General features: G+C 72.9%; 22 protein-coding genes. 17 read left to right on the plus strand and 5 right to left on the minus strand.

What is annotated here, in order from left to right; genetic code table 11:
• Positions 1 to 5: 5 nt before the first annotated feature.
• From R3E88_17685 to R3E88_17700, 4 genes are all read left to right on the plus strand, one after another.
• Positions 6 to 605 (plus strand): riboflavin synthase, encoded by a 600-nt coding sequence (locus tag R3E88_17685; GenBank protein MEZ4218315.1) that lies wholly within the window; start codon positions 6 to 8, stop codon positions 603 to 605.
• Positions 602 to 3,520 carry a trypsin-like peptidase domain-containing protein gene (locus R3E88_17690; GenBank protein MEZ4218316.1) on the plus strand — a complete coding sequence of 973 codons (2,919 nt, stop codon included), beginning with the start codon at positions 602 to 604 and terminating at the stop codon, positions 3,518 to 3,520. The genes R3E88_17685 and R3E88_17690 overlap by 4 nt, the downstream gene beginning before the upstream one ends.
• Positions 3,517 to 4,215 carry a glutathione S-transferase N-terminal domain-containing protein gene (locus tag R3E88_17695; GenBank protein ID MEZ4218317.1) on the plus strand — a complete coding sequence of 233 codons (699 nt, stop codon included), beginning with the start codon at positions 3,517 to 3,519 and terminating at the stop codon, positions 4,213 to 4,215. Before R3E88_17690 ends, R3E88_17695 begins: the two co-directional genes overlap by 4 nt.
• A 237-nt stretch (positions 4,216 to 4,452) precedes the next feature.
• On the plus strand, positions 4,453 to 5,046 hold the full coding sequence (locus tag R3E88_17700) for a CDP-alcohol phosphatidyltransferase family protein (GenBank protein ID MEZ4218318.1): 594 nt from the start codon (positions 4,453 to 4,455) through the stop codon (positions 5,044 to 5,046).
• On the opposite strand, the gene mgtE is transcribed toward R3E88_17700, so the two are convergent.
• Positions 5,024 to 6,376: a magnesium transporter gene (gene mgtE / locus R3E88_17705; GenBank protein ID MEZ4218319.1), complete on the minus strand. Its 1,353-nt coding sequence runs from the start codon at positions 6,374 to 6,376 to the stop codon at positions 5,024 to 5,026. The genes R3E88_17700 and mgtE overlap by 23 nt on opposite strands.
• A 552-nt stretch (positions 6,377 to 6,928) precedes the next feature.
• Here mgtE and R3E88_17710 point away from each other — a divergent pair.
• From R3E88_17710 to rpoZ, 6 genes are all read left to right on the plus strand, one after another.
• On the plus strand, positions 6,929 to 7,807 hold the full coding sequence (locus tag R3E88_17710) for a hypothetical protein (protein MEZ4218320.1): 879 nt from the start codon (positions 6,929 to 6,931) through the stop codon (positions 7,805 to 7,807).
• 334 nt (positions 7,808 to 8,141) lie between these two features.
• Positions 8,142 to 8,375 (plus strand): KH domain-containing protein, encoded by a 234-nt coding sequence (locus R3E88_17715; protein ID MEZ4218321.1) that lies wholly within the window; start codon positions 8,142 to 8,144, stop codon positions 8,373 to 8,375.
• A gap of 221 nt (positions 8,376 to 8,596) precedes the next feature.
• Positions 8,597 to 9,088, plus strand: a complete 492-nt coding sequence (locus R3E88_17720) for a tetratricopeptide repeat protein (protein MEZ4218322.1) — start codon at positions 8,597 to 8,599, stop codon at positions 9,086 to 9,088.
• Positions 9,089 to 9,203: 115 nt separating this feature from the next.
• A complete protein-coding gene (locus R3E88_17725; protein ID MEZ4218323.1) occupies positions 9,204 to 9,296 on the plus strand; it encodes an AURKAIP1/COX24 domain-containing protein in 93 nt (30 codons plus the stop codon).
• A 387-nt stretch (positions 9,297 to 9,683) separates the two neighbouring features.
• Positions 9,684 to 9,857, plus strand: coding sequence for a hypothetical protein (locus tag R3E88_17730; protein ID MEZ4218324.1), 174 nt, complete (start codon positions 9,684 to 9,686; stop codon positions 9,855 to 9,857).
• Positions 9,858 to 10,094: 237 nt separating this feature from the next.
• The gene (rpoZ, locus tag R3E88_17735) at positions 10,095 to 10,304 is read left to right on the plus strand and encodes a DNA-directed RNA polymerase subunit omega (GenBank protein ID MEZ4218325.1); all 210 of its coding nucleotides are present in this window, start codon (positions 10,095 to 10,097) and stop codon (positions 10,302 to 10,304) included.
• Between the two features lie 6 nt (positions 10,305 to 10,310).
• Here the strand turns inward: rpoZ and R3E88_17740 are convergent, their stop codons facing one another.
• Positions 10,311 to 11,594, minus strand: a complete 1,284-nt coding sequence (locus tag R3E88_17740) for a HAMP domain-containing sensor histidine kinase (GenBank protein MEZ4218326.1) — start codon at positions 11,592 to 11,594, stop codon at positions 10,311 to 10,313.
• A gap of 54 nt (positions 11,595 to 11,648) precedes the next feature.
• On the minus strand, positions 11,649 to 12,794 hold the full coding sequence (locus R3E88_17745; protein MEZ4218327.1) for a PilT/PilU family type 4a pilus ATPase: 1,146 nt from the start codon (positions 12,792 to 12,794) through the stop codon (positions 11,649 to 11,651).
• Positions 12,795 to 13,073: 279 nt separating this feature from the next.
• On the opposite strand from R3E88_17745, the gene R3E88_17750 reads away from it, so the two are divergent.
• The 7 genes from R3E88_17750 (at position 13,074) to R3E88_17780 (ending at position 17,913) form a co-directional block, all read left to right on the plus strand.
• Entirely contained in the window at positions 13,074 to 13,535 is a 462-nt protein-coding gene (locus R3E88_17750) for a hypothetical protein (protein ID MEZ4218328.1), read from the plus strand.
• A gap of 135 nt (positions 13,536 to 13,670) precedes the next feature.
• Entirely contained in the window at positions 13,671 to 13,835 is a 165-nt protein-coding gene (locus tag R3E88_17755; GenBank protein ID MEZ4218329.1) for a hypothetical protein, read from the plus strand.
• A gap of 199 nt (positions 13,836 to 14,034) precedes the next feature.
• On the plus strand, positions 14,035 to 14,778 hold the full coding sequence (locus tag R3E88_17760) for a hypothetical protein (GenBank protein MEZ4218330.1): 744 nt from the start codon (positions 14,035 to 14,037) through the stop codon (positions 14,776 to 14,778).
• An 80-nt stretch (positions 14,779 to 14,858) separates the two neighbouring features.
• Positions 14,859 to 15,656, plus strand: a complete 798-nt coding sequence (locus R3E88_17765; GenBank protein ID MEZ4218331.1) for a queuosine precursor transporter — start codon at positions 14,859 to 14,861, stop codon at positions 15,654 to 15,656.
• Positions 15,653 to 16,465, plus strand: coding sequence for an N-acetylmuramoyl-L-alanine amidase (locus tag R3E88_17770; GenBank protein MEZ4218332.1), 813 nt, complete (start codon positions 15,653 to 15,655; stop codon positions 16,463 to 16,465). Before R3E88_17765 ends, R3E88_17770 begins: the two co-directional genes overlap by 4 nt.
• A 48-nt stretch (positions 16,466 to 16,513) precedes the next feature.
• Positions 16,514 to 17,257: a ribonuclease PH gene (gene rph / locus R3E88_17775; protein ID MEZ4218333.1), complete on the plus strand. Its 744-nt coding sequence runs from the start codon at positions 16,514 to 16,516 to the stop codon at positions 17,255 to 17,257.
• Complete coding sequence (locus R3E88_17780) at positions 17,254 to 17,913, plus strand: non-canonical purine NTP pyrophosphatase (GenBank protein MEZ4218334.1); 660 nt, start codon at positions 17,254 to 17,256, stop codon at positions 17,911 to 17,913. The genes rph and R3E88_17780 overlap by 4 nt, the downstream gene beginning before the upstream one ends.
• Here the strand turns inward: R3E88_17780 and R3E88_17785 are convergent.
• Together R3E88_17785 and R3E88_17790 are read right to left on the minus strand one after the other, a co-directional pair.
• On the minus strand, positions 17,877 to 18,614 hold the full coding sequence (locus R3E88_17785; protein MEZ4218335.1) for a PilZ domain-containing protein: 738 nt from the start codon (positions 18,612 to 18,614) through the stop codon (positions 17,877 to 17,879). The two genes, R3E88_17780 and R3E88_17785, sit on opposite strands and share 37 nt — an antisense overlap.
• Positions 18,615 to 18,659: 45 nt before the next feature.
• Positions 18,660 to 18,962, minus strand: coding sequence for a hypothetical protein (locus R3E88_17790; GenBank protein MEZ4218336.1), 303 nt, complete (start codon positions 18,960 to 18,962; stop codon positions 18,660 to 18,662).
• Positions 18,963 to 19,046 lie beyond the last annotated feature (84 nt).

Genomic DNA, 19,046 nt, shown 5'->3' on the forward strand with positions numbered 1-19,046 from the left:
GAGGCGTGTTCACCGGCATCGTCGAGCACGCCGGCCGCGTCCTCGGAGTCGACCTCGCGCGCGACGTCGCGCGCCTGCGCATCGACGTCGGTCCGCTCGCCGAGGGCGTGCGCCTCGGCGACAGCGTCGCGGTGAACGGTGCGTGCCTCACGGTGGCGGCGATCGACGGCGCCGCGCTCCGCTTCGACGCCGTGCGCGAGACGCTCGAGCGGACGGCGCTCGGCGCGCTGCGCGCCGGCGACCGCGTGCACCTCGAGCGCGCGATGCGCGCCGACGGGCGCTTCGACGGCCACATCGTGCAGGGACACGTCGACGGCATCGGGCGCGTGCGCGCGCTCGCGCGCGACGGCGACGACGTGCGGCTCGACGTCGACTGCGAGCCGGGCTTCGCGGACTGGCTCGTCGAGAAGGGCTCCGTCGCGATCGACGGCGTCTCGCTCACGGTGGTCGGCGTCGACGAGCGGAGCTTCCACGTCGTGCTCATCCCGCACACGCTCGAGCGGACGACGCTCGGAGCGCGCGCGCCCGGAAGCCCCGTGAACCTCGAGGCCGACGTCCTCGGCAAGTACGTGAAGCGCTACCTCGAGCGCGTGCGGCCCGCATGAGCGCGCCGACCGCGTCGTTCGCGTCCGCACGAGCGCTCCGGCTCGCGCTCCTGCTCGCGGTCGCGGTCCTCCCGGCGCCGCTGCGCGCCGAGGAGGGCGGCGCGCCGAGCGCGCGCGGCGGACGGAGCTGGGAGGCGACGATCGACCGCGTCGCGCCGTCGGTCGTCGTGCTGCGCGTGATGGCGCCGCGGGCGTTCGACGGCGGCGGGCCCGGGACGTCGCTCGCGACGGGCTTCGTCGTCGACGCCGAGCGCGGGCTCATCCTCACGAACCGCCACGTCGTGCAGCCCGGCCCCGTGCATGCCGAGGCCGTCTTCCTCGACCACGAGGAGGTGCCCGTCGAGGCCGTGTACCGCGACCCGGTGCACGACTTCGGCTTCTACCGCTTCGACCCGCGCGACGTGAGGTTCCTGCCCGTGCGCGCGCTCGAGCTCGCGCCCGAGCGCGCGCGGGTCGGCACCGAGATCCGCGTGATCGGCAACGACGCGGGCGAGAAGCTGTCGATCCTCGCCGGCACGCTCGCGCGCCTCGACCGCCCCGCGCCCGACTACGGGCGCGAGGGCTACAACGACTTCAACACGTTCTACTACCAGGCCGCGTCGGGGACGTCGGGCGGCTCGTCGGGCTCGCCGGTGATCGACGTCTCGGGCCGCGTCGTCGCGCTGAACGCGGGCGGCAAGCGGAGCGCCGCGTCGAGCTTCTACCTGCCCCTCGACCGCGTCGTGCGCGCGCTCGGCTACGTGCAGCGGGGCGAGCCCGTGCCGCGCGGCACGCTGCAGGCCGTGCTTCAGCACGTCCCCTTCGACCAGGTGCGTCGCCTCGGCCTGCGCGCCGAGACGGAGGCGCTCGTGCGCGCGGCGTTCCCCGAGCAGACGGGGATGATCGTCGTCGCCGAGACGGTGCCGGGCGGCCCGGCGCACGGGAAGCTCCGCCCCGGCGACGTCGTGGTGCGCGTCGACGGAGAGCTCGTCGCGAGCTTCCTGCCGATCGAGTCCGTGCTCGACGCGTCGGTCGGCCGCCGCGTGCGCGTCGCGGTCGAGCGCGGCGGCGAGCCGCTCGAGCTCGAGCTCGAGGTCGGCGACCTGCACGCGATCACGCCCGATCGCTTCGTCGAGTTCGGCGGCGGCGTCGTGCACGAGCTGTCGTACCAGCAGGCGCGCAGCCACGCGGTCGAGGCGCGCGGCGCCTACGTCGCGCTGCCGGGCTATGCGCTCTGGCGCGGCGGCGTTCCCGGCGATTCGGTGATCACGCAGCTCGACCACCACCCGGTCGCGAGCCTCGCGGACTTCGAGCGCGCGCTCGCGACGCTCGCGCCGGACGGGCTCGTCACGGTCCGCTACTTCCCGCTCTCGAACCCGCGCACGCGCGAGGTCGCGGTGGTGCCCGTGTCCGAGCGGTGGTTCGAGACGCGCGTCTGCGCGCGCGACGACGCGACGGGGTCCTGGCCGTGCCGCGCGATCGCGCTTGCCGGCGCGAGCGAGCCGCTCGCGCCGGCGACGGCGCGACTCGAGGCCGACGGTCCGCGCGCCGTGCGCACGCTCGCGCCGTCGCTCGTGCTCGTCGATTTCGACATCCCGTTCCGCCTCGATGGCGTCCACGGAGACCGCTTCCGCGGCGCCGGGCTCGTCGTCGACGCCGAGCGCGGGCTCGTCGTCGTCGACCGCGAGACGGTGCCGATCGCGCTCGGCGACCTCTCGCTGACCTTCGGCGGCAGCGTGAAGGTGCCGGGCGAGCTCGTCTACCTGCATCCGGAGCACGGCATCGCCGTGATCCGCTACGACCCTCGGCTCCTCGGCGACACGCCCGTGCGCAGCGCGACGCTGCGCCCGGGCTCGCTCGACGTGGGCGACGACGTCGTGCTCGTCGGAATGACGAGTCGCCACCGCGTCGTCGCGCGCGAGACGGTCGTCTCGCGGCGCGAGCCGATCGTGATGCCGCCCGCGACCGCTCCGCGCTTTCGCGAGTCGAACGTCGAGCTCGTCACGCTCGCCGACACGACGCCGACGGTCGGCGGGGTCCTGGCCGACGGGAAGGGGCGCGTGCGGGCGCTCTGGGCGTCGTTCCTGCGCAACGACGCGTCGGAGGGGACGGGCTCGTTCTTCGCGGGCATGCCGATCGAGCGCGTGCTCGACGTGGTCGAGCCGCTGCGCGAAGGGCGCGCCGTCGGCTGGCGGAGCCTCGGCGTCGAGCTGCGCGCGATCCCGCTGTCGGACGGTCGCGAGCTCGGGCTGCCGGAGGCGTGGGCGCAGCGGCTCGAGGAGAGGGACCCGAGCGAACGGCGCGTGCTGCTCGTCGGGCGCATCGCGGCGGGCTCGCCGGCGTCGCAGGTGCTGCGCGAGGGCGACCTCGTGCTGCGCGCGGGCGGCGAGATCGCGACCCGCGTGCACGAGGTCGAGCGCGCGGCCCAGGCGGAGGAGGTCGAGCTGCTCGTCGCGCGCGAGGGCGAGCCGCTCGCGCTGCGCGTCGCGACCGAGCCGCTCGACGGGCGCGGCACGCAGCGCGCGCTGCTGTGGGCGGGCGCCGTGCTGCAGGACGCGCCGCGCTCGCTCGCGACGGAGTTCCAGCTGCCGCGCACGGGCGTGTACGTGGCGTGGCTGTGGTACGGCTCGCCCGCGAACCGCGACGGCCTCGGCGCGTCGACGCGCATCGTCGGTGTCGACGGTGCGTCGACGCCGGACCTCGACGCCTTCCTCGCCGCGGTCGCGGGCGCGCGCGACGGCGACTCCGTCCGCCTCGACGTGCGCGACCTCGAGGATCGGCCGGACGTGCTCACGCTCGAGCTCGACGACGAGTTCTGGCCGACGCAGGAGCTCGCCCTGCGCGCCGACGGCTGGCATCGCACGCCCGTCGAGCGGCGCGAGGCGGCGGAGCCCGCGCCGCGACCCGACGTCGAAGACGGTGAGGGTGCGAGGTGACGCGCGCGCTCTCGGTGGCCGGCTCGTACGCGGTCTCGGTGCTGCGCCTGGGTGCAGGCCTCGCCGCGGACGGCGCCGGAGCGCGCCCGCGTGAGCGCCTGGAGCTGTACGAGTTCGAGGCCTGCCCGTTCTGCCGCAAGGTGCGCGAGGCGCTGACGGCGCTCGACCTCGACGTACTCGTGCGGCCGTGCCCGAAGCGCGGCGAGCGCTTCCGGCCCGTCGTGCGCGAGCGCGGCGGCAAGGCGCAGTTCCCGTACCTCGTCGACGCCGACGCGGGCGTGGCGCTCTACGAGTCGGACGACATCGTCGCGCACCTGTACGCGCGCTACGGCCGCGGAGCGCCGCCGCTCGCGCTGCGGCTCGGGCCGCTGGGCGATCTCGCGTCGACGCTCGCCGGCGTGCCGCGCGCGGCGCGCGGCGGGTTCGCGAGGCCGTCGCGCGCTCCCGCGCAGCCGCTCGAGCTGTGGTCGTTCGAGGCCTCGCCCTACTGTCGGCTCGTGCGCGAGACGCTGTGCGAGCTCGAGCTCCCGTACGTGCTGCGCAACGTCGGTCGCGGCGGCGCGGCGCGCGACGAGCTGCGCGGGCTCGCCGGGCGCGTGCAGGTTCCCTTCCTGCGCGATGCGAACACGGGGGCCGCGATGCTCGAGTCGGCCGACATCGTCGCCTACCTCGAGCGCGAGTACGCGCGCGCCTAGCGCGGGGCCGGCGCGCGGCCGGCGCTCCGGGGCCGCGCGACCTGCCGGACAGCTCGTGCCCTCCGACCGACAGCGCGTGCCCGTCCGCTCGCAAGCGCGCTCGCGATGGGTCGCGCCTCGAGCCTCGCAACCCTCTGGACTCGCAGCCGTTTCCGGCCGGCACCCGCCTTGGCACGCGGGCTGCTCCGGGGCGCACGTGGGCACGGCCTCCTGCCGTCGCCCGCCCCGGAGGCTCCGATGGACGCCGTGCGCCGTCTTCCGAATCTCCTGTCCTTGCTCCGCCTCGCCGCCGTCCCCGGGCTCCTCGGGCTCGGCTGGCTCGGCCTCGAAGCGGGATTCCTCGTGCTGCTCGGGTGCTCGCTCGCGAGCGACGTCGCCGACGGCTGGCTGGCGCGGCGCCTCCGGGCTGCGTCGACGCTCGGAGCGCGCCTCGACAGCTGGGCCGATCTCGCGACCTACTCGGCGGTGCCGGTCGCGGTGCTCTGGCTGTGGCCGGGAGTCGTTCGCGAAGAGCGCGTTCCGATCGCGATCGCGCTCGTCGCCTACGCGCTGCCGATCGCGTGGGGCTGGATCCGCTTCCGGCGGCTCACGAGCTACCACACGCGCGGCGCGAAGCTCGCGGCCGTGGCGATGGGGCTCGGGCTGCTCGCGCTGCTCGGGCTCGGCGTCGCGACGCCGTTTCGCGTCGCGTGCGCGCTGCTCGTCGTCGAGGCGATCGAGGAGATCGCGATCACGTGCGTGCTGCCGCGCTGGACGGCCGACGTTCCGTCCCTCGCGCACGCGATCGCGATCGGGCGCGCCGAGCGCGTCAGGCGATCCGATCGAGCATGAGCGTCGCGATGCCGAGGAAGGTGAAGAAGCCGAACGCGTCGGTGGCGGTCGTGACGATGACGCCGGAGCCGAGCGCCGGGTCGAGCCGCAGCGCCTTCAGCAGGAGCGGCACACCGGCGCCGAGCATCCCGGCCACGCCCATCGTGAGCAGCATGGCGGCGAACAGCACGACGCCGATGTACGGGTTCTCCTGAAGGCCCCAGGCGATCGCGCCGCCGAACACGCCCGTGCACGCGCCGATCGCGACGCTCACGGCGACCTCCTTCGCCATCGCGCGCAGGCCGCTCGAGAACTCGAGCTCGCCGAGCGCGATGGCGCGCGTCACGACGGTGAGCGACTGGATGCCGCTGTTCCCGCTCATTCCGGCCACGACGGGGAGGAAGAAGGCGAGGGCGATCACGCGCTCGAGCGTCGGCGCGAAGAGGCGCATCACCGTCGCGGCCGCGAACACCGTGACCAGGTTGAGCATCATCCACGGCAGGCGCTTGCGGAACGAGACGCGTGCCGACGTGAACACGCGGTCCTCGTCCGAGAGGCCCGCGAGGTGGTACATGTCCTCGGTCGCCTCCTCCGTGATCACGTCGATCACGTCGTCGACCGTGATCACGCCGACCATCGTGCCGTCCACGTCCGTCACCGGGATCGCGAGCAGGTCGTAGCGAGCGACGAGCTGCGCGACGTCCTCCTGGTCGTCCTCGACCATCGCGTGCACGGGCTCGCGCACCATCAGGTCGCTCACGGGCGTGTGCGGGGCCGCGGCGACGAGGCGGCGGATCGGAACGACGCCGAGCAGCCGCCGCTCGTCGTCGACGACGTAGAGGTAGAGGATCGACTCGATCTTCTCCGCTGCGCCGCGAACGCTGTCGATCGCCTCCTGCGCCGTCATCTTCGCGTCGAGCGCGAGGTAGGACGTCGTCATCACCTGGCCCGCGCTACCGGGCCGGTAGCGCTCGGCGGAGCGCAGCTCCTCGCTCTTGTCGTCCGGCATGAGCGACAGGACGTCGTCGCGTCGCTCGTCGGGGAGGGCGTTCACGAGCTCGACGCGATCGTCGATCTCGAGACGCGCGAAGACGCTCGCGAGCCGCTCGTCGGGCACGGCCTCGAAGATCTGCGGGAGCAGCTCGGGCGGGAGCTCGCGCAGCGTGGCGGCCGCGCGGCGCTGGCGGAAGAGCATGTCGACGATCAGCCGGATCTCGTCCGGGCGAAGCGACGCGAGCACCGGCCCGAGGTCGGCCGGATGCATGCGCGCGAGCAGGCGCTCGGCGCGGGAGTGCACGCCGCCGGAGAGGAGCCGGCGGAGGATGCGCGTAGTGACGATGGGAGTCGCCATCGGGTCGCTCCGGTGCCGCTCGTCCGGCTCCGGGCGCCCCGTCCCTGGATGCTAGTCGCGCACGAGGCGACGAGCGGGACGATCGGCGGAGGGCCGGACGCGGCTACACGAGCCCGGTTGGGGCTCGTCGGGTTCTCTCTGTACGGGCGTCGTCGGTTCCATCTCGGCGGGCCACTAGGTACAGCAGTTCGCCGGGCGGGGCGACCGCGCGGCCCGGCCTTCGGAGCCGCGCGCCGCGCGATCCACGAGGCGGCGCCGCGGCGCGGGCCGAAGCTCTCTTCGGCGCGAGTTGCGCATCGGTGAAGTCCGGTTGCGGGCCGATCTGCGGACTGGTGAGCGCCCCGGGAAGCGCGCAGCCGGACGGGCAAGCCTCCGATCCGAGGACGATTTCCAGCGCCGGTCCTGGGCGCCAGGGGCTCCCTGCGCGGGGCGGAATCCGCCATTCAAGGAAATCCGGAAAGCGCCGATGAGGGACGGGCCGGCTCCGGTCCGCGTGGACGGCGGTCCGGGCGGCGAGTGCCGCATTCGGGGGGAAGCATGGGGCGTACGCGCGTGCGCGGGATCGATCTCGGGGGAACGAAGGTCGCGATCGAGGTGCCGGGGCATCTCGACTGGCGCTGGCCGGACACGAGCTACGACGCGTTCGCGGTCGCGCCGCACGGCGCGGAGGTGCACGTCGGCGTGCGCGTCGGCGCGCCGCCTGCGCTCCCGCGCGGCGGATTCCTCTACGAGACCGACTCGCATCGGTTCGAGGTCGTCGAGTGCCCCGGCGGCTGGGGCGTGACCGTGCACGGCGCCTCGGGCCGCGAGCGCGTCGCGATCTTCGACGAAGGATTCTCGAACGGCGAGGTGACGCTCACACCGTCCGCCGCGGCCGCGGGAATCGCGCCGCTCGCGCATCCGCTCGACGAGCTCGTCGCCCTCCACCGCGTCGTGCGCGCCGGCGGGATCGTCGTTCGCGGTCGCGTCGCCGAGCGCGCGGGGCGCGCGATCGTCTTCCTCGGAGCGCCGGCGAGCGTGCCGAGCGGCGAGCCCGGCTGGCGGTCCGCGGGCCTGCAGCGCCTCGCGGGCGATCGCATCGTCGTCCGCCCGATCGGCGGCGAGGTGCGTGCGATCGCGGCTCCCTGGAACGGCGATGGCCTAGCGACGGGATCGCGACCGGTGGTGGAGGCGCTTCACGTCGTCCATCCGTCGCACGCCGTCGTCGCCGAGCGTCCCGATCGCGACGCCGCGATCACGGACCTGCTCGCGCACGCGGTCGCTCCCATTCACGACGATCGCTGCGCCGATCGGCTGTTCGACGTCGCCGCGGAGCTCGTCGAGCGAATTCCCGTGCTGCGCGTCGGCCTGCCGGAGGAGCGGCGCACGCTCGGGCTCGGATGGGCGCGCGGCGCGTTCGGAGAGCGGGCGCCCGCGTCGGTCGCACGATGAGAGGACCCGAGCGCCCGGGCGCCGCCTAGCGTCGTGGCGACTCGGGCGCGAAATCGTCGAGATTCGGTGAAATCCCCGTTGCGGGATGCGAGGGAAGGGCGGACCATGGGGCCGGCCCCGTGGGGTCGACGCGCGGGAAGATGCAATCGCGGACTGCGACATCTCCGATCGGCGCGCGCGACTAACAGGGCCGTCCGATCGCGGCGGGGCAGGGCTGCGGAGAAGCGGGGCGACGCGGGCAACGAGAGCAACGAGACCGGATGACGTCGGGCACGGAGGCCGAGGCGGACGCGTCCGCTCGGCGCGCCACTAGACGTGGCTGTGGAGGCGGCTCATGAAGGCATTGGTGGAGTCCATCGTTCGGGCGCTCGTCGACAAGTCGGATCAGGTCCAGATCAAGGAAGTGATCGGGGAGCACGCGCACGTGCTCGAGCTGCGCGTGGCGAAGGAAGACCTCGGCAAGGTGATCGGGAAGGGCGGCGCGCACGCCTCCGCGATCCGCACGCTGATGGCGGCGGCGAGTGGGAAGGAGAAGAAGCGCTACATCCTCGAGATCATCGAGGACTGAGGCGCGGTCCAGCCTCGCCGAAAGGGCGGCGGCGCCGGGTGGCTCGCGGGCGGCGGGGGCTCGGCAGGCCGAGTGCATCCTCGCGGCGGCGGGTCGGCCGTGCAGTGCGAAGCGCGCGACCTTTTCTGTTGGGATTCCCCGGCGAGGAGCCGAAGAGCGGTCGCAGTGGCACTGCGTTCGGGCAGTGCCCATTGCCGCTCGCGACGCTGGAGACCTCGCCCGTGCAAGAGACCCCGCCCCCTCACGCCGTTCCCGACGTCCAGACCGTCAACGAGCTGCTCGACCGAGGCCGCCTGGCGCTCGAGCAGGGGATGCACGCGGAGGCTCTCTCCTATCTCCGTGCGGCCCACGAGCAGGCTCCCCAGAACGCGCGAATCCGGTCCTTCTACGGCCTCGCGCTCGCGCGCGCGGAGAAGCGCTTCAGCGACGCGGTCGAGCTGTGCAACTCGGCCCTGAAGCAGGAGTTCTTCAACCCCGCGCTCTACTTCAACGCCGCGCAGGTCTATCTCGAGTTCGACTTCAAGGCCGATGCGATCCGCTGCCTGCGGCGGGGCCTCATGATCGACCCCTCCAACACGGCGATCGCGACGCTGCTCGGCGATCTCGGCCGGCGCGGTGGCCCGGTGCTCCGCTTCCTGCCGCGCAGCCACGTGCTCAACGTGTGGCTCGGCCATGCCCGCCATCGCGTCCGTCTGCTGCGCGTCGCCGCATAGCCGCGCGCTCGCGCGTACGGATTCCCGAGGCGATCGCGCCGCCCGCGTTCTTGACTTCGCGATGCCGGCCGAGTATCTAGGGCGCCCCATTCACATCGGGCCGTGAGGACGCGTCGTGGGCAGTGTGATCAAGAAGCGCCGCAAGAAGATGCGAAAGCACAAGAAGCGCAAGCTGCTGCGCCGCGCGCGCCACAAGCGGAAGCGCTAGCCAGGCCCGTGACATCGACGTCCGCGCACGACGCGCGGACGATCGGGATCCCGACGACGCGCCGCACTCCACCGAGTGCGGCGCGTTTTCTTTTCGCGCCGCGCGGAGTCGCGCTTCGTCGAACGAGTTGTCGATCGATCGAGTCGGTCGGCCGCAAATTTGTCGTCCATCACGTTGTTTTTTTTGGTGTTTCACTTGACGATGCGGAAAATCAGGTGTTAGCGTCAGCCGCAACACTGGCTGGAGTCTCTTGGTTTGCAGTGCGAAGGCGGACGAGTTGCCTTCAAGCTGCAAGTCGCAGCCACCGAAAGAGGGCGACCAGCTCGAAGCTGATCACCCGAATTCCGGCTGAATGAGCTCGAGCCAATTGAGGGGGGTGACCCGACAATGGCAGCTCGGAAGAAGGCCACGAAGAAGAAGGCCACGAAGAAGAAGGCGACCAAGAAGAAGGCCACGCGCAAGAAGGCGGGCCGCAAGAAGGCGGGCCGCAAGAAGGCCGGTCGCAAGAAGGCGACCCGCAAGAAGGCCGGCCGGAAGAAGGCTCGCCGCAAGAAGAAGTAGGTTCGCCTACTGCGGCGCTTTCCTCAGGGAAGCCGAAAGGACCCCGGCCGGCTGCCGAAGCCGGCCGGGGTTTCCTTTTCGCGCCCGCAGTGTGCGCGGCCGGGTCGCGGCGGCGCTGCTACGCTGCGCGCCCGCTCGGAAGGTCCCGGCGCCCGGGACCCGCCCATTCCTGGAACTTCCTCGCCATCGGCGCCCGGCCACGGGCTCCCGGGGGCTCGAGGACGAAAGAGGCAACGCATGGCGCGCATCACGGTCGAGGACTGCACGGAGAAGGTTCCCAATCGCTTCCATCTCGTGCAGATGGCGGCGATCCGGACGAAGCAGCTGAAGAAGGGGTCGCAGGCGCTCGTGCAGGCCGAGGGGAACAAGGAGGTCGTGACGGCCCTGCGCGAGATCGCGGCCGGCCACGTCCGGCCCGACTACCCGGAGACGGCGCGCGAGGAGTAGCCGCGCCTACGCGCGCTCGACCGGAAGCTCGACCTGCACGGTCGTGCCGCAGCCGACGTCGCTGTCGAGGCTCAGCTGTCCGTCGAGCAGCACCACGAGGTCGCGCACGAGCGAGAGCCCGAGTCCCGCTCCTCGATAGGCCGACGATGCGTGCGCGTCGACCTGGAAGAACTCGTCGAACACGTACTGGCGGTCGTCCGCGCAGATCCCGATGCCGGTGTCCGAGACGCGGCACACGAGGGTCTCGCCCTCGAGGTGCGCGCCGATCGTGACCGTCCCCTTCGGCGTGAACTTGACCGCGTTCTCGAGCAGCAGGAAGAGGACCTGGTTGATCTTGGCCAGGTCGGTCCGGATCTTCGGCAGCGCGGGGTCGACGTCCTTCACGATCTCGAGGGGCTTGTCGCCGATCGAGTCCTGCACGCTGAAGATCGCCTCCTCGACGACCTCCGCGACGTTGACGTCCTGCACCTCGAGCGGCAGCTCGTTCTGCTTGATCCGCCACAGGTCGAGGATGTTCTGGAGCGTGCGCTGGAACGCGGTGCCCTCGTCGAGGGCGGTGCGCAGGCTCTCCTTCGACGCGTCCGAGATGCGTTCGTTCTCGCCCGCGAGCACCCCGATGATCGCCTCGATGATGCTGTTGAGGGGCGTCCGCAGCTCGCGCGACATCTTCTCGATGAAGTCGTTCTTGAGCTTCTCGATCTTGCCGAGCTTCTCGTTGCTGCGGAGCAGCTCGATGTCCTGCGCGAAGAGGGCCTCGGAGAGCCGCAGCAGCTCGTCGCCGCCGGGGTTCGGCGCAACGCCGGGAGCCGGGCGGGCGACGGGAGGTGCGGGCGCATTCGCCTCGCTCGCGCGCGTCGCGATCCTCGCGTGGTCGAGGCGCAGCGCGAGATGCTCGGCATAGCTCGTGAGGGTCGCGGCCACGCTCTTCGTGAGCGTGTGCGGCGCGCCGACGACGAGGGCGCCGAGCGCGCGTCCGTCCCACGCGAGCGGGAGGACGATCGTCTCGGCGGCACCGCGGCGGCCGAGCTCGGGCAGCGGTGCGGCGAGGCGACGGTCGGCCCCGGCGATGGCGTCGTCGACCAGGGGGAGGGCGGCGGCCGCCGCCGCCTTCGCGGCGTCGGCGGCGGCGAACCCGGCCGCGGCGCGCAGGCGCGTCGGGGCCTCGCGGCTGTCGTCGCCGGGAACGGCGGCGAACACGAGCGCGCATCCGCCGCCGACGAGGTCCGCCACGTGCGTGGCGGCCGCGCGGAGCGCGGAGGCGAGCTGCGTCGATCGATCGCTCTGCGACATCCCGGTGTCTCTGGCCTCGTGGTCGGCGGTGCGTGTGGGCGCGGGGGGCGGGGCCTAGAAGCGGTCGGTCGTCTCGGTGTCGAAGGGCGTCTCCGGCTTCGCCTCGTCCTCGGGCTCGTCCTCGAAGCTGCCCTCCATCTCGAGCTTCGTCTGGAAGTCGGCGGGGTTCGACGCGGCGTTCAGCGCCGCCTCGTGCGAGATCTTGTTGGCGCGCAGCAGGTCGAGCAGGTGCTGGTCGAACGTCTGCATGCCGTCGCCGCGCGCGCGCCCCACCAGCTCGGTGATCTCGTGCGTGCGCGCCGGGTCCTTGACGCACTCCTGGATCGTCCGGGTCGAGCGCATCACCTCGACGGCCGGAACGCGGCCCGTCTGCTTCTTGTTGACCAGCAGGCGCAGCGACACGATCGCCTTCAAGTTGTCCGCGAGGCGCGCGCGCACCTGGAGCTGCTCGTCGTGGGGGAAGAACGAGACGAGGCGGCTGATCGTCGAGGCCACGTCGGCCGTGTGGATCGTCGAGAACACGAGGTGGCCGGTCTCGGCGGCCTTGAGCGACGTGTCCACCGTCTCGAGGTCGCGCATCTCGCCGACCATGATGACGTCCGGATCCTGTCGCAGCGCGGCCCGCAGCGCGTCGGGAAAGCCGGCCGTGTCCGTGCCGATCTCGCGCTGCGTGATGATGCTCTTCTCGTGGCGGAAGACGAACTCGATCGGGTCCTCGATCGTGACGATCTTGGCCTTCCGCTGCTTGTTGATCACGTCGATCATCGCCGCGAGCGTCGTCGACTTGCCCATGCCGGTCGCGCCCGTGACGAGCACGTAGCCGCGGCGGAGGTTCGCGATGTCGCGCAGCGCGTTCGGGAGGTTCAGGTCCTCGAACGTCTTGATCTCCGGCGGGATGACGCGGAGCACGACGTTGAAGCACCGGCGCTGGCGCGAGATGTTGACGCGGAACCGGCCCTCGTCGGGAAGCTCGAACGCGAGATCGCGTTCGTTGAAGCCGTCGTCGGCGGACTCGGGCTCGCCTTCGAGGAGGATGCGAACGATCTCCTCGGTGTCCTTCGCGGTGAGGACCTTGTATCGGAGCTCGACGAGATCGCCGTGGAAGCGGTAGAGCGGGAGGTAGCCGACCTGGAAGTGGATGTCGGAGGCACCCTTCTCGAGGCCCAGCCGAAGAAGTCGAAACAGCTTGTCCCGTTCCATCGCCGACTCGACCTCCGACCGCGCGCTTCGGGCCGCACGGCGCGCCGGTGCCGGCGCGCCCGCGGATGCACGCCCGTGGGTATCGGCGCTCCCCCGGTCGGCTTGACCTCGTTCCTCGCGCGACCCCCGCGCATGCGAGTCGCGCGGCCCGCGCCGTTCGCTCCGCTATGTTGCGCCCCCATGCGACGCGATCCGCGCAGTCGGCGAACGCGCTCCCGCGCCGTGGCGTGCGCGTCGCGGCGAGGGGCCGTCGGCGCCCTTGCCGGGCTCGCGGTCGCGGTGCTCGCGATCGGCGCCGCCCGGGCCGAGCCGGGAAGCGAGCCCGCCTCACCGCCCGCGCCCGAAGCCGGCGCGCGATCCGACTCCGACGCGGCGCCGGCCATCGACCTCGACCGGCTCCTCACGCTCCCCGACTCGTACAGCGCCGACGGCGAGCGCCGCGGAGGCGTCACGCGCGGCGAGTGGCGGCAGCGCTTCTCCGAGGCGGCCGAGCGGCTGGCCACGGCGGAGGAGGAGGTCGGGCGGCTGCAATCGAAGCTCTCCGACGCGGCCGAGGTCGGGGGCTGGCAGGCCGGCGCGCCCGGGCTCACGAACCCCGACCCGCAGAACAACACGCTGCACTTCAAGCTGCGGCAGGACCTCCGGCGCGCGCGCGAGGAGCTGGCGGAGGCGAAACGCCGCTCGCTCGACCTCGCGCTGCAGGCCGATCTCGCGGCCGTGCCCGCGGAGTGGCGGGAGTAGGCCGGCGCCCGGCGGCCCGGCGCCGGGCCGCCGCGAATCGTTGCGGATGCCTTTGCGGCGCGACGGGCCGCGGCTAACGTCCGCCCGCCCGGGACGAGCCCTGGGACAGCCCGGACGGGGAGGGGAGCGAGCAGCATGAGCGACCAGCACGGAACCGACGGCGACGAGCCCCGCGGCACGTACGACCTCGCGTCGAAGCTCTACGTGATCGGCGGCATCCCGTTCATGATCGTGTTCTTCGTCGGCCTCTTCCTCCTCGTCGGGACCTGCGACGGCGCCGGCGTCGGCATCAGCGCCTAACATCGCTGCCTCTCGCGCTCCCGCGTTCCGGGTGGCGCGCCGCCGGGTTCGGCAGCGCGCCTGCGCATGCGTGAGCGCGCAGCGCACGGGCAACGGCGCCCGGCGCGCTCGCCTGGCGTGGGCACGTCTCCCGAAAAGTCTCGTTCGTTCCGGTACTTAGACTCAACTGCCCGCGCTTCGGCGACGATGTGGCGGGGGCATGTCGCCCCCCGTCTCCGATGGCCGCGTCCCCTCGCGATCCCACGAGCGATTCCGCAGTGCGGTGCTCGCGGCGGCCGTCGTCCTCGCGCTCGGCTGCGCGGGATTCCCTCTCGATCTCTCGGTGCGCCGCGCGTACGACTACTTCGCGAGCCCCGATCTCGACGACCCGTGGAGCCCCAAGATCGCCGGCTGGCAGCGCCGCGAGCTGGCCGATGCACCGCAGGTGGACGGTCCCGCGGCCGTGGGCGGAGCGGGTGGAGCGATCGGCGAGCCCGGCGAGGACGAAGGCGTCCTTCGCGCCCGGTACGCGACGTTCCGCGCCGAGCGGCGCCGCGAGATGGCGCGCGAGTTCGCGGACTGGATCCAGAGCGAGGCGAAGCAGCACTACATCCCCGACGGTCCGATCGACCACTGGGCGACGCTCGAGGAGACGCTCCGCCGCGGCGGCGACGACTGCGACGGTCTCGAGCTGCTGGTCTTCCACGGCCTCCGGGATCTCGGCTTCGCCGAGAGCGAGGTCTTCCGCGCGATCGTCTACCGGCCCGAGGACGGTCAGCACCACATGGTCACGATGTGGTTCGAGGATGCCGCCGATCCGTGGGTGATCGATCCGACCGGAGCGATGACCCAGGGCATGCACCGCATGTCGCAGATCCCGGGCTGGGTTCCGCTCAAGGTGTTCAGCGACGAGCGCGAGTACACCGCGCGCCCGGTCGCGCGCCGCGATCTCGCCGCGCGCTAGCCCGCCCCGTCGAGATTCGCGGCCTTCGCCCGCCGGCACCCGTCGTGGTCCGCGTGCGCGAGGCGGCTACCCTGCGCGCGATGGGGGAGCCGGCGCTGCATCCGATCGAGGCGTCCACGCTGCACGCGCGGCGTGAGCGCGTCTTCCTCGTCCTCGCCGGCACGTTCCTCGGCTCGATGACGATGCTGAACATCCTCGGCGTCGCACGCTTCATCGACATGTCGTTCGAGGTCGCCGGCGTGCACGTGCCGCTCGTGCTCGCGGTCGGCGTGCTGCCCTATCCGCTCACCTTCCTCTGCACCGACTTCATCAGCGAGATCTACGGCCGAAGGCGCGCGAACTTCGTCGTGTGGGTGGGGCTCGGCCTGAACGCGTGGGTCGTCTTCGTGCTGTGGGTGGGGGGCGAGCTGCCGCCGGTGCCGGTGTTCGACGCCGCCACGGGGCTTCCCCCGCCCGACGACTACACGTTCGCGTTCTATCGCATCCGCCAGCTGACGCTCGGTGCCGTCGCGGCCTCGATGCTCGCGTACCTCGCCGCGCAGTTCTGCGACGTGTACCTGTTCCACTTCTGGAAGCGGCTCACGAACGGGCGTCACCTCTGGCTGCGCAACAACGGCTCCACCATGGTGAGCCAGCTCGTCGACACGACGGCGGTCATCACGATCACGCACTTCTGGGCGGGTGGCATCCCGGTGCGCCCCGACGCGCCCATCTGGCCGCAGCTCGGCGTGTTCATCGGCTCGGGCTACGCCTTCAAGTTCGTCGTCGCCGCGCTCGACACGCTGCCGTTCTACGTCGGTGTCCGCTGGCTCTCGCACTACCTCGAGATCGACCCGAACGAAGAGCACGGCAGCTCCGACGCCGAGGCCTGGGGATGAGGCGCATCGGGCTCGCGGTCGCGCTCGGCGCGGCGCTCGCATGCTGCGGCGGCACCCCCGGTGGCGCGGCCGGCCCGCCGCCCGTCGACGCGCCGCCGACCGACCGCTTCGACGCGATCGTGATCGACGCCGGGCACGGCGGCGAGGACGAGGGCGCCCGCGGCCCGGCCGGCTCGCGCGAGAAGGACGTCGTGTTCGACGTCGCGCAACGGCTAGCGCGCCGGCTGCGCGATCGCGGGCTTCGCGTCGTGATGACGCGCGACCGCGACGTGTTCGTGCCCCTCGAGACGCGAACCATGCTCGCCAACGACGCGCACACCGATCTGTTCATCTCGATCCACGCGAACGCCGCGCCGAGCCATTCGCCGCGCGGCATCGAGGTGTTCTTCGCGTCGCTCGACGCGACCGACGAGCGCGCGCGCGAGGTCGCCGAGCGCGAGAACAGCGCCTTCGGTGCGGCCGGCACGCCGCCCTCGCCGGACGATCCGCTCGTCGCCATCATCGGCGACATGATCGTCGCGGACACGATGCGCGAAGCGAGCGCCTTCGCGAAGCTCGCGCAGGAGCGCCTCGACGACCTCGACGACGTCCCCTCGCGCGGAGTGAAGCAGGCGCCCTTCGTCGTGCTGCTCGGCGTGCAGGCCCCCGCGGTGCTCGTCGAGATCGGCTTTCTCAGCAACCCGACCGAGGAGCGTACGCTGCGGCGCGAAGAGCGCCGCGAGGCGATCGCCGCCGCGCTCGAGCGCGCCGTCGCCGCCTACGGCGAGCGGTACGATGCGACGCGCGGCGCGACCGCGCACGGGCGCTGAGCCGGAGCGCGCCGCCACCGGGACACGTGCGACCAGGAGGATTCCGCGATGCGCCGCGACGGGCGCGCCAACGACCAGCTGCGACCGGTCGACTTCCAGCTCGACTTCACCGACAACCCGCTCGGCTCCGTGCTCTGCACGATGGGCGGCACGCGCGTGCTGTGCACGGTGTGCGAAGAGGACACCGTTCCGCGCTGGCTCAAGGGCGCGGGGCAGGGCTGGGTCACGGCCGAGTACTCGATGCTGCCGGGCGCGACGGACCGCCGCAGCGAGCGCGAGGCCGCGCGCGGGCGGCAGTCCGGGCGCACGCTCGAGATCCAGCGCCTGATCGGGCGCAGCCTGCGCGCCGTCGTCGACCTCCAGGCGCTCGGCGAGCGCACGCTCTGGGTCGACTGCGACGTGCTGCAGGCGGACGGCGGCACGCGCACCGCATCGATCACGGGCGCGTATCTCGCGCTCGCGCTCGCGTGCCGCCGCCTCGTCGATGCGAAGCGACTGCGCGCCACGCCGCTGCTCGACGGCGTCGCCGCGGTGTCCGTCGGCGTCGTCGAGGGCGACGTCCGTCTCGACCTCCCGTACGAGGAGGACGCGCGCGCGGAGGTCGACATGAACGTCGTCGCGACCGCGTCGGGCCGGCTGATCGAGGTCCAGGGAACCGGCGAGGGCGCGACCTTCTCGCGCGCCCAGCTCGACGCGCTGACCGACCTCGCGCTCGCGGGCGTCGACGAGCTGTGCCGCCTCCAGGCCCGCGCGCTGGAGGGCGCCGCCGCGCCTCCGAACGGCACGCGGTGAAGCGGCTCGTCGCGGCGACGGGCAACGACGGAAAGGTGCGCGAGCTGCGGCAGCTGCTGCGCGGCGCGCCCGTCGAGCTCGTCTCGCTGCGCGATGCGTCGCTCGCGGGCCGCGCGCCCGTGGCATTTCCGGAAGAGGGCGGCGACTACCGCGCCAACGCCCTCGCCAAGGCGCGCGCCGTCGCGGCCCAGTGGGGCATCGCGGCGATCGCCGACGACTCGGGGCTCGAAGTCGACGCGCTCGACGGCGCGCCGGGGCCGTACTCGGCGCGCTACGGAGGCGCCGGGCTGTCCGATGCGGAGCGCGTCGCGCGCCTGCTCGACGCGCTCCGCGACGTCCCGCCGCCTCGGCGCGGAGCGCGCTTCGTGTGCGTCGCGGCGCTCGCGGTTCCCGGTGCGGGCGGCGCGGTCGACGCGACGTCCGCCGACGGCGTCTGCGCCGGCGCGATCGCGACCCGCGCGTCGGGCGGGGGCGGCTTCGGCTACGACCCGGTCTTCGTTCCGGCCGGGGTGGAGCCCGTCGCGTCGCACGCGACGGCGGGCGCGCGCACGATGGCGGAGGTCGGAGACGCGGTGAAGGACCGCATCTCGCACCGCGCGCGCGCCGTGGCGGCGCTCGTTCAGACGAGGACGTGGGAGAGCTGGCTCTCGACGTAGTCGCGCAGGGCCTCGGCGTCGCTCGTCGAGAGCTGGCCGAAGCGCACGCCCATGCCGAGCGGGAGATTCGGCCGCTGCAGGTTGCCCGGCACGTTCGCGAACATCACCGTCGCCGGCGCCGCGATCGCGCCCGACGGCAGCTTGATCTCGACCTCGATCGCCGCGCCGTTCATGCACGCGCGCGGCGTCGCGAGGAACGCGCCCGTCTCGGAGAGGCTGTAGACCTGCGCGTCGCGCGTGCGGCCGCCCGCCGTCGCGCGCGCCGCGAGCCGCGTCGGCACGCGCTCCGACGCGCGGATCGCGTCGCCCTCGTCCATCGCGGTGAGCCGGTTGATCTGGAAGCGCAGCGTCGTCGGATCGATCGGCTCCCAGAGGCCGTAGCGGACGCCGGCGGCGCGCAGCCACTTGCGATCCTGCGCGTCGGGCTCGGGGCCGACGGCCGCGATGCGCAGCCGCTCGCTGCGGACCGAGCGGAGGCTCTTGAGCGCGCGCTTCAGTCGGCGGTCGGCGAACTCGGCCGGGAGCAGCACCGCGCGGATCGGCGCGTCGGCCTCCTCGAGGAGCCGCTCGGCGGCCTCGATCGTCTCGCAGCGCAGTGGGTGGAAGCCGAGGCCGCCGATGCGCGTCGCGAGCTCGTCCCACGTGCCATCCGGCCCTTCGAGCAGGAGCACGGTCGGAGTCGCGCGCGGGTCGTCGGCCATCGCGGGCGGTTTCGGTGGGCCGATCCGGGCGCTTGAGGCGCCGCGTTAGGCGTGCTCGCCGTCGATGCGCGCGAGGATCTCCTCGGGCGTCGTCGTGGCGGGATCGAAGAAGCGGACGGCGCGGACCAGCCGGCGCCGCCGCCAGCGCGACAGCGCGAGGCCTTCGGCCGCGAGGAAGTCGGCGAGCCCGCGCTCGCAGAACGCGAGCGCATCGCGTCGGCGCAGGCGGTCGGGGTCGGCCCCGGCCTCGCGCAGCGCCATCCAGAGGCGGAAGCGCGGCACGAGCCGGCCGCAGGCCACCGACGTCTCGACGTACAGATGCTCGAACCGGCTCCGGTCCGGGTCCACGTTCGCCTCCGCAGCAGATGCTGCGGGTGGGTGGCCCCGGCCGTCGCCCGGTGTCAGACCGCGGTGGCGTTGCGCGCGCGCTGC

This window comes from Myxococcota bacterium (assembly GCA_041389495.1).
Lineage (GTDB): Bacteria > Myxococcota_A > UBA9160 > UBA9160 > UBA4427 > JAWKRT01.

Bases quoted from the DNA above. Each gene is read 5' to 3' on its own strand.
- R3E88_17690 (MEZ4218316.1), top strand. From the start codon at position 602: ATGAGCGCGCCGACCGCGTCGTTCGCGTCCGCACGAGCGCTCCGGCTC.
- R3E88_17755 (MEZ4218329.1), top strand. From the start codon at position 13,671: ATGAGCGACCAGCACGGAACCGACGGCGACGAGCCCCGCGGCACGTAC.
- mgtE (MEZ4218319.1), bottom strand. From the start codon at position 6,376: ATGGCGACTCCCATCGTCACTACGCGCATCCTCCGCCGGCTCCTCTCC.
- R3E88_17740 (MEZ4218326.1), bottom strand. From the start codon at position 11,594: ATGTCGCAGAGCGATCGATCGACGCAGCTCGCCTCCGCGCTCCGCGCG.
- R3E88_17760 (MEZ4218330.1), top strand. From the start codon at position 14,035: ATGTCGCCCCCCGTCTCCGATGGCCGCGTCCCCTCGCGATCCCACGAG.
- R3E88_17715 (MEZ4218321.1), top strand. From the start codon at position 8,142: ATGAAGGCATTGGTGGAGTCCATCGTTCGGGCGCTCGTCGACAAGTCG.
- R3E88_17730 (MEZ4218324.1), top strand. From the start codon at position 9,684: ATGGCAGCTCGGAAGAAGGCCACGAAGAAGAAGGCCACGAAGAAGAAG.
- rpoZ (MEZ4218325.1), top strand. From the start codon at position 10,095: ATGGCGCGCATCACGGTCGAGGACTGCACGGAGAAGGTTCCCAATCGC.
- R3E88_17745 (MEZ4218327.1), bottom strand. From the start codon at position 12,794: ATGGAACGGGACAAGCTGTTTCGACTTCTTCGGCTGGGCCTCGAGAAG.
- R3E88_17700 (MEZ4218318.1), top strand. From the start codon at position 4,453: ATGGACGCCGTGCGCCGTCTTCCGAATCTCCTGTCCTTGCTCCGCCTC.
- rph (MEZ4218333.1), top strand. From the start codon at position 16,514: ATGCGCCGCGACGGGCGCGCCAACGACCAGCTGCGACCGGTCGACTTC.
- R3E88_17765 (MEZ4218331.1), top strand. From the start codon at position 14,859: ATGGGGGAGCCGGCGCTGCATCCGATCGAGGCGTCCACGCTGCACGCG.
- R3E88_17785 (MEZ4218335.1), bottom strand. From the start codon at position 18,614: ATGGCCGACGACCCGCGCGCGACTCCGACCGTGCTCCTGCTCGAAGGG.
- R3E88_17770 (MEZ4218332.1), top strand. From the start codon at position 15,653: ATGAGGCGCATCGGGCTCGCGGTCGCGCTCGGCGCGGCGCTCGCATGC.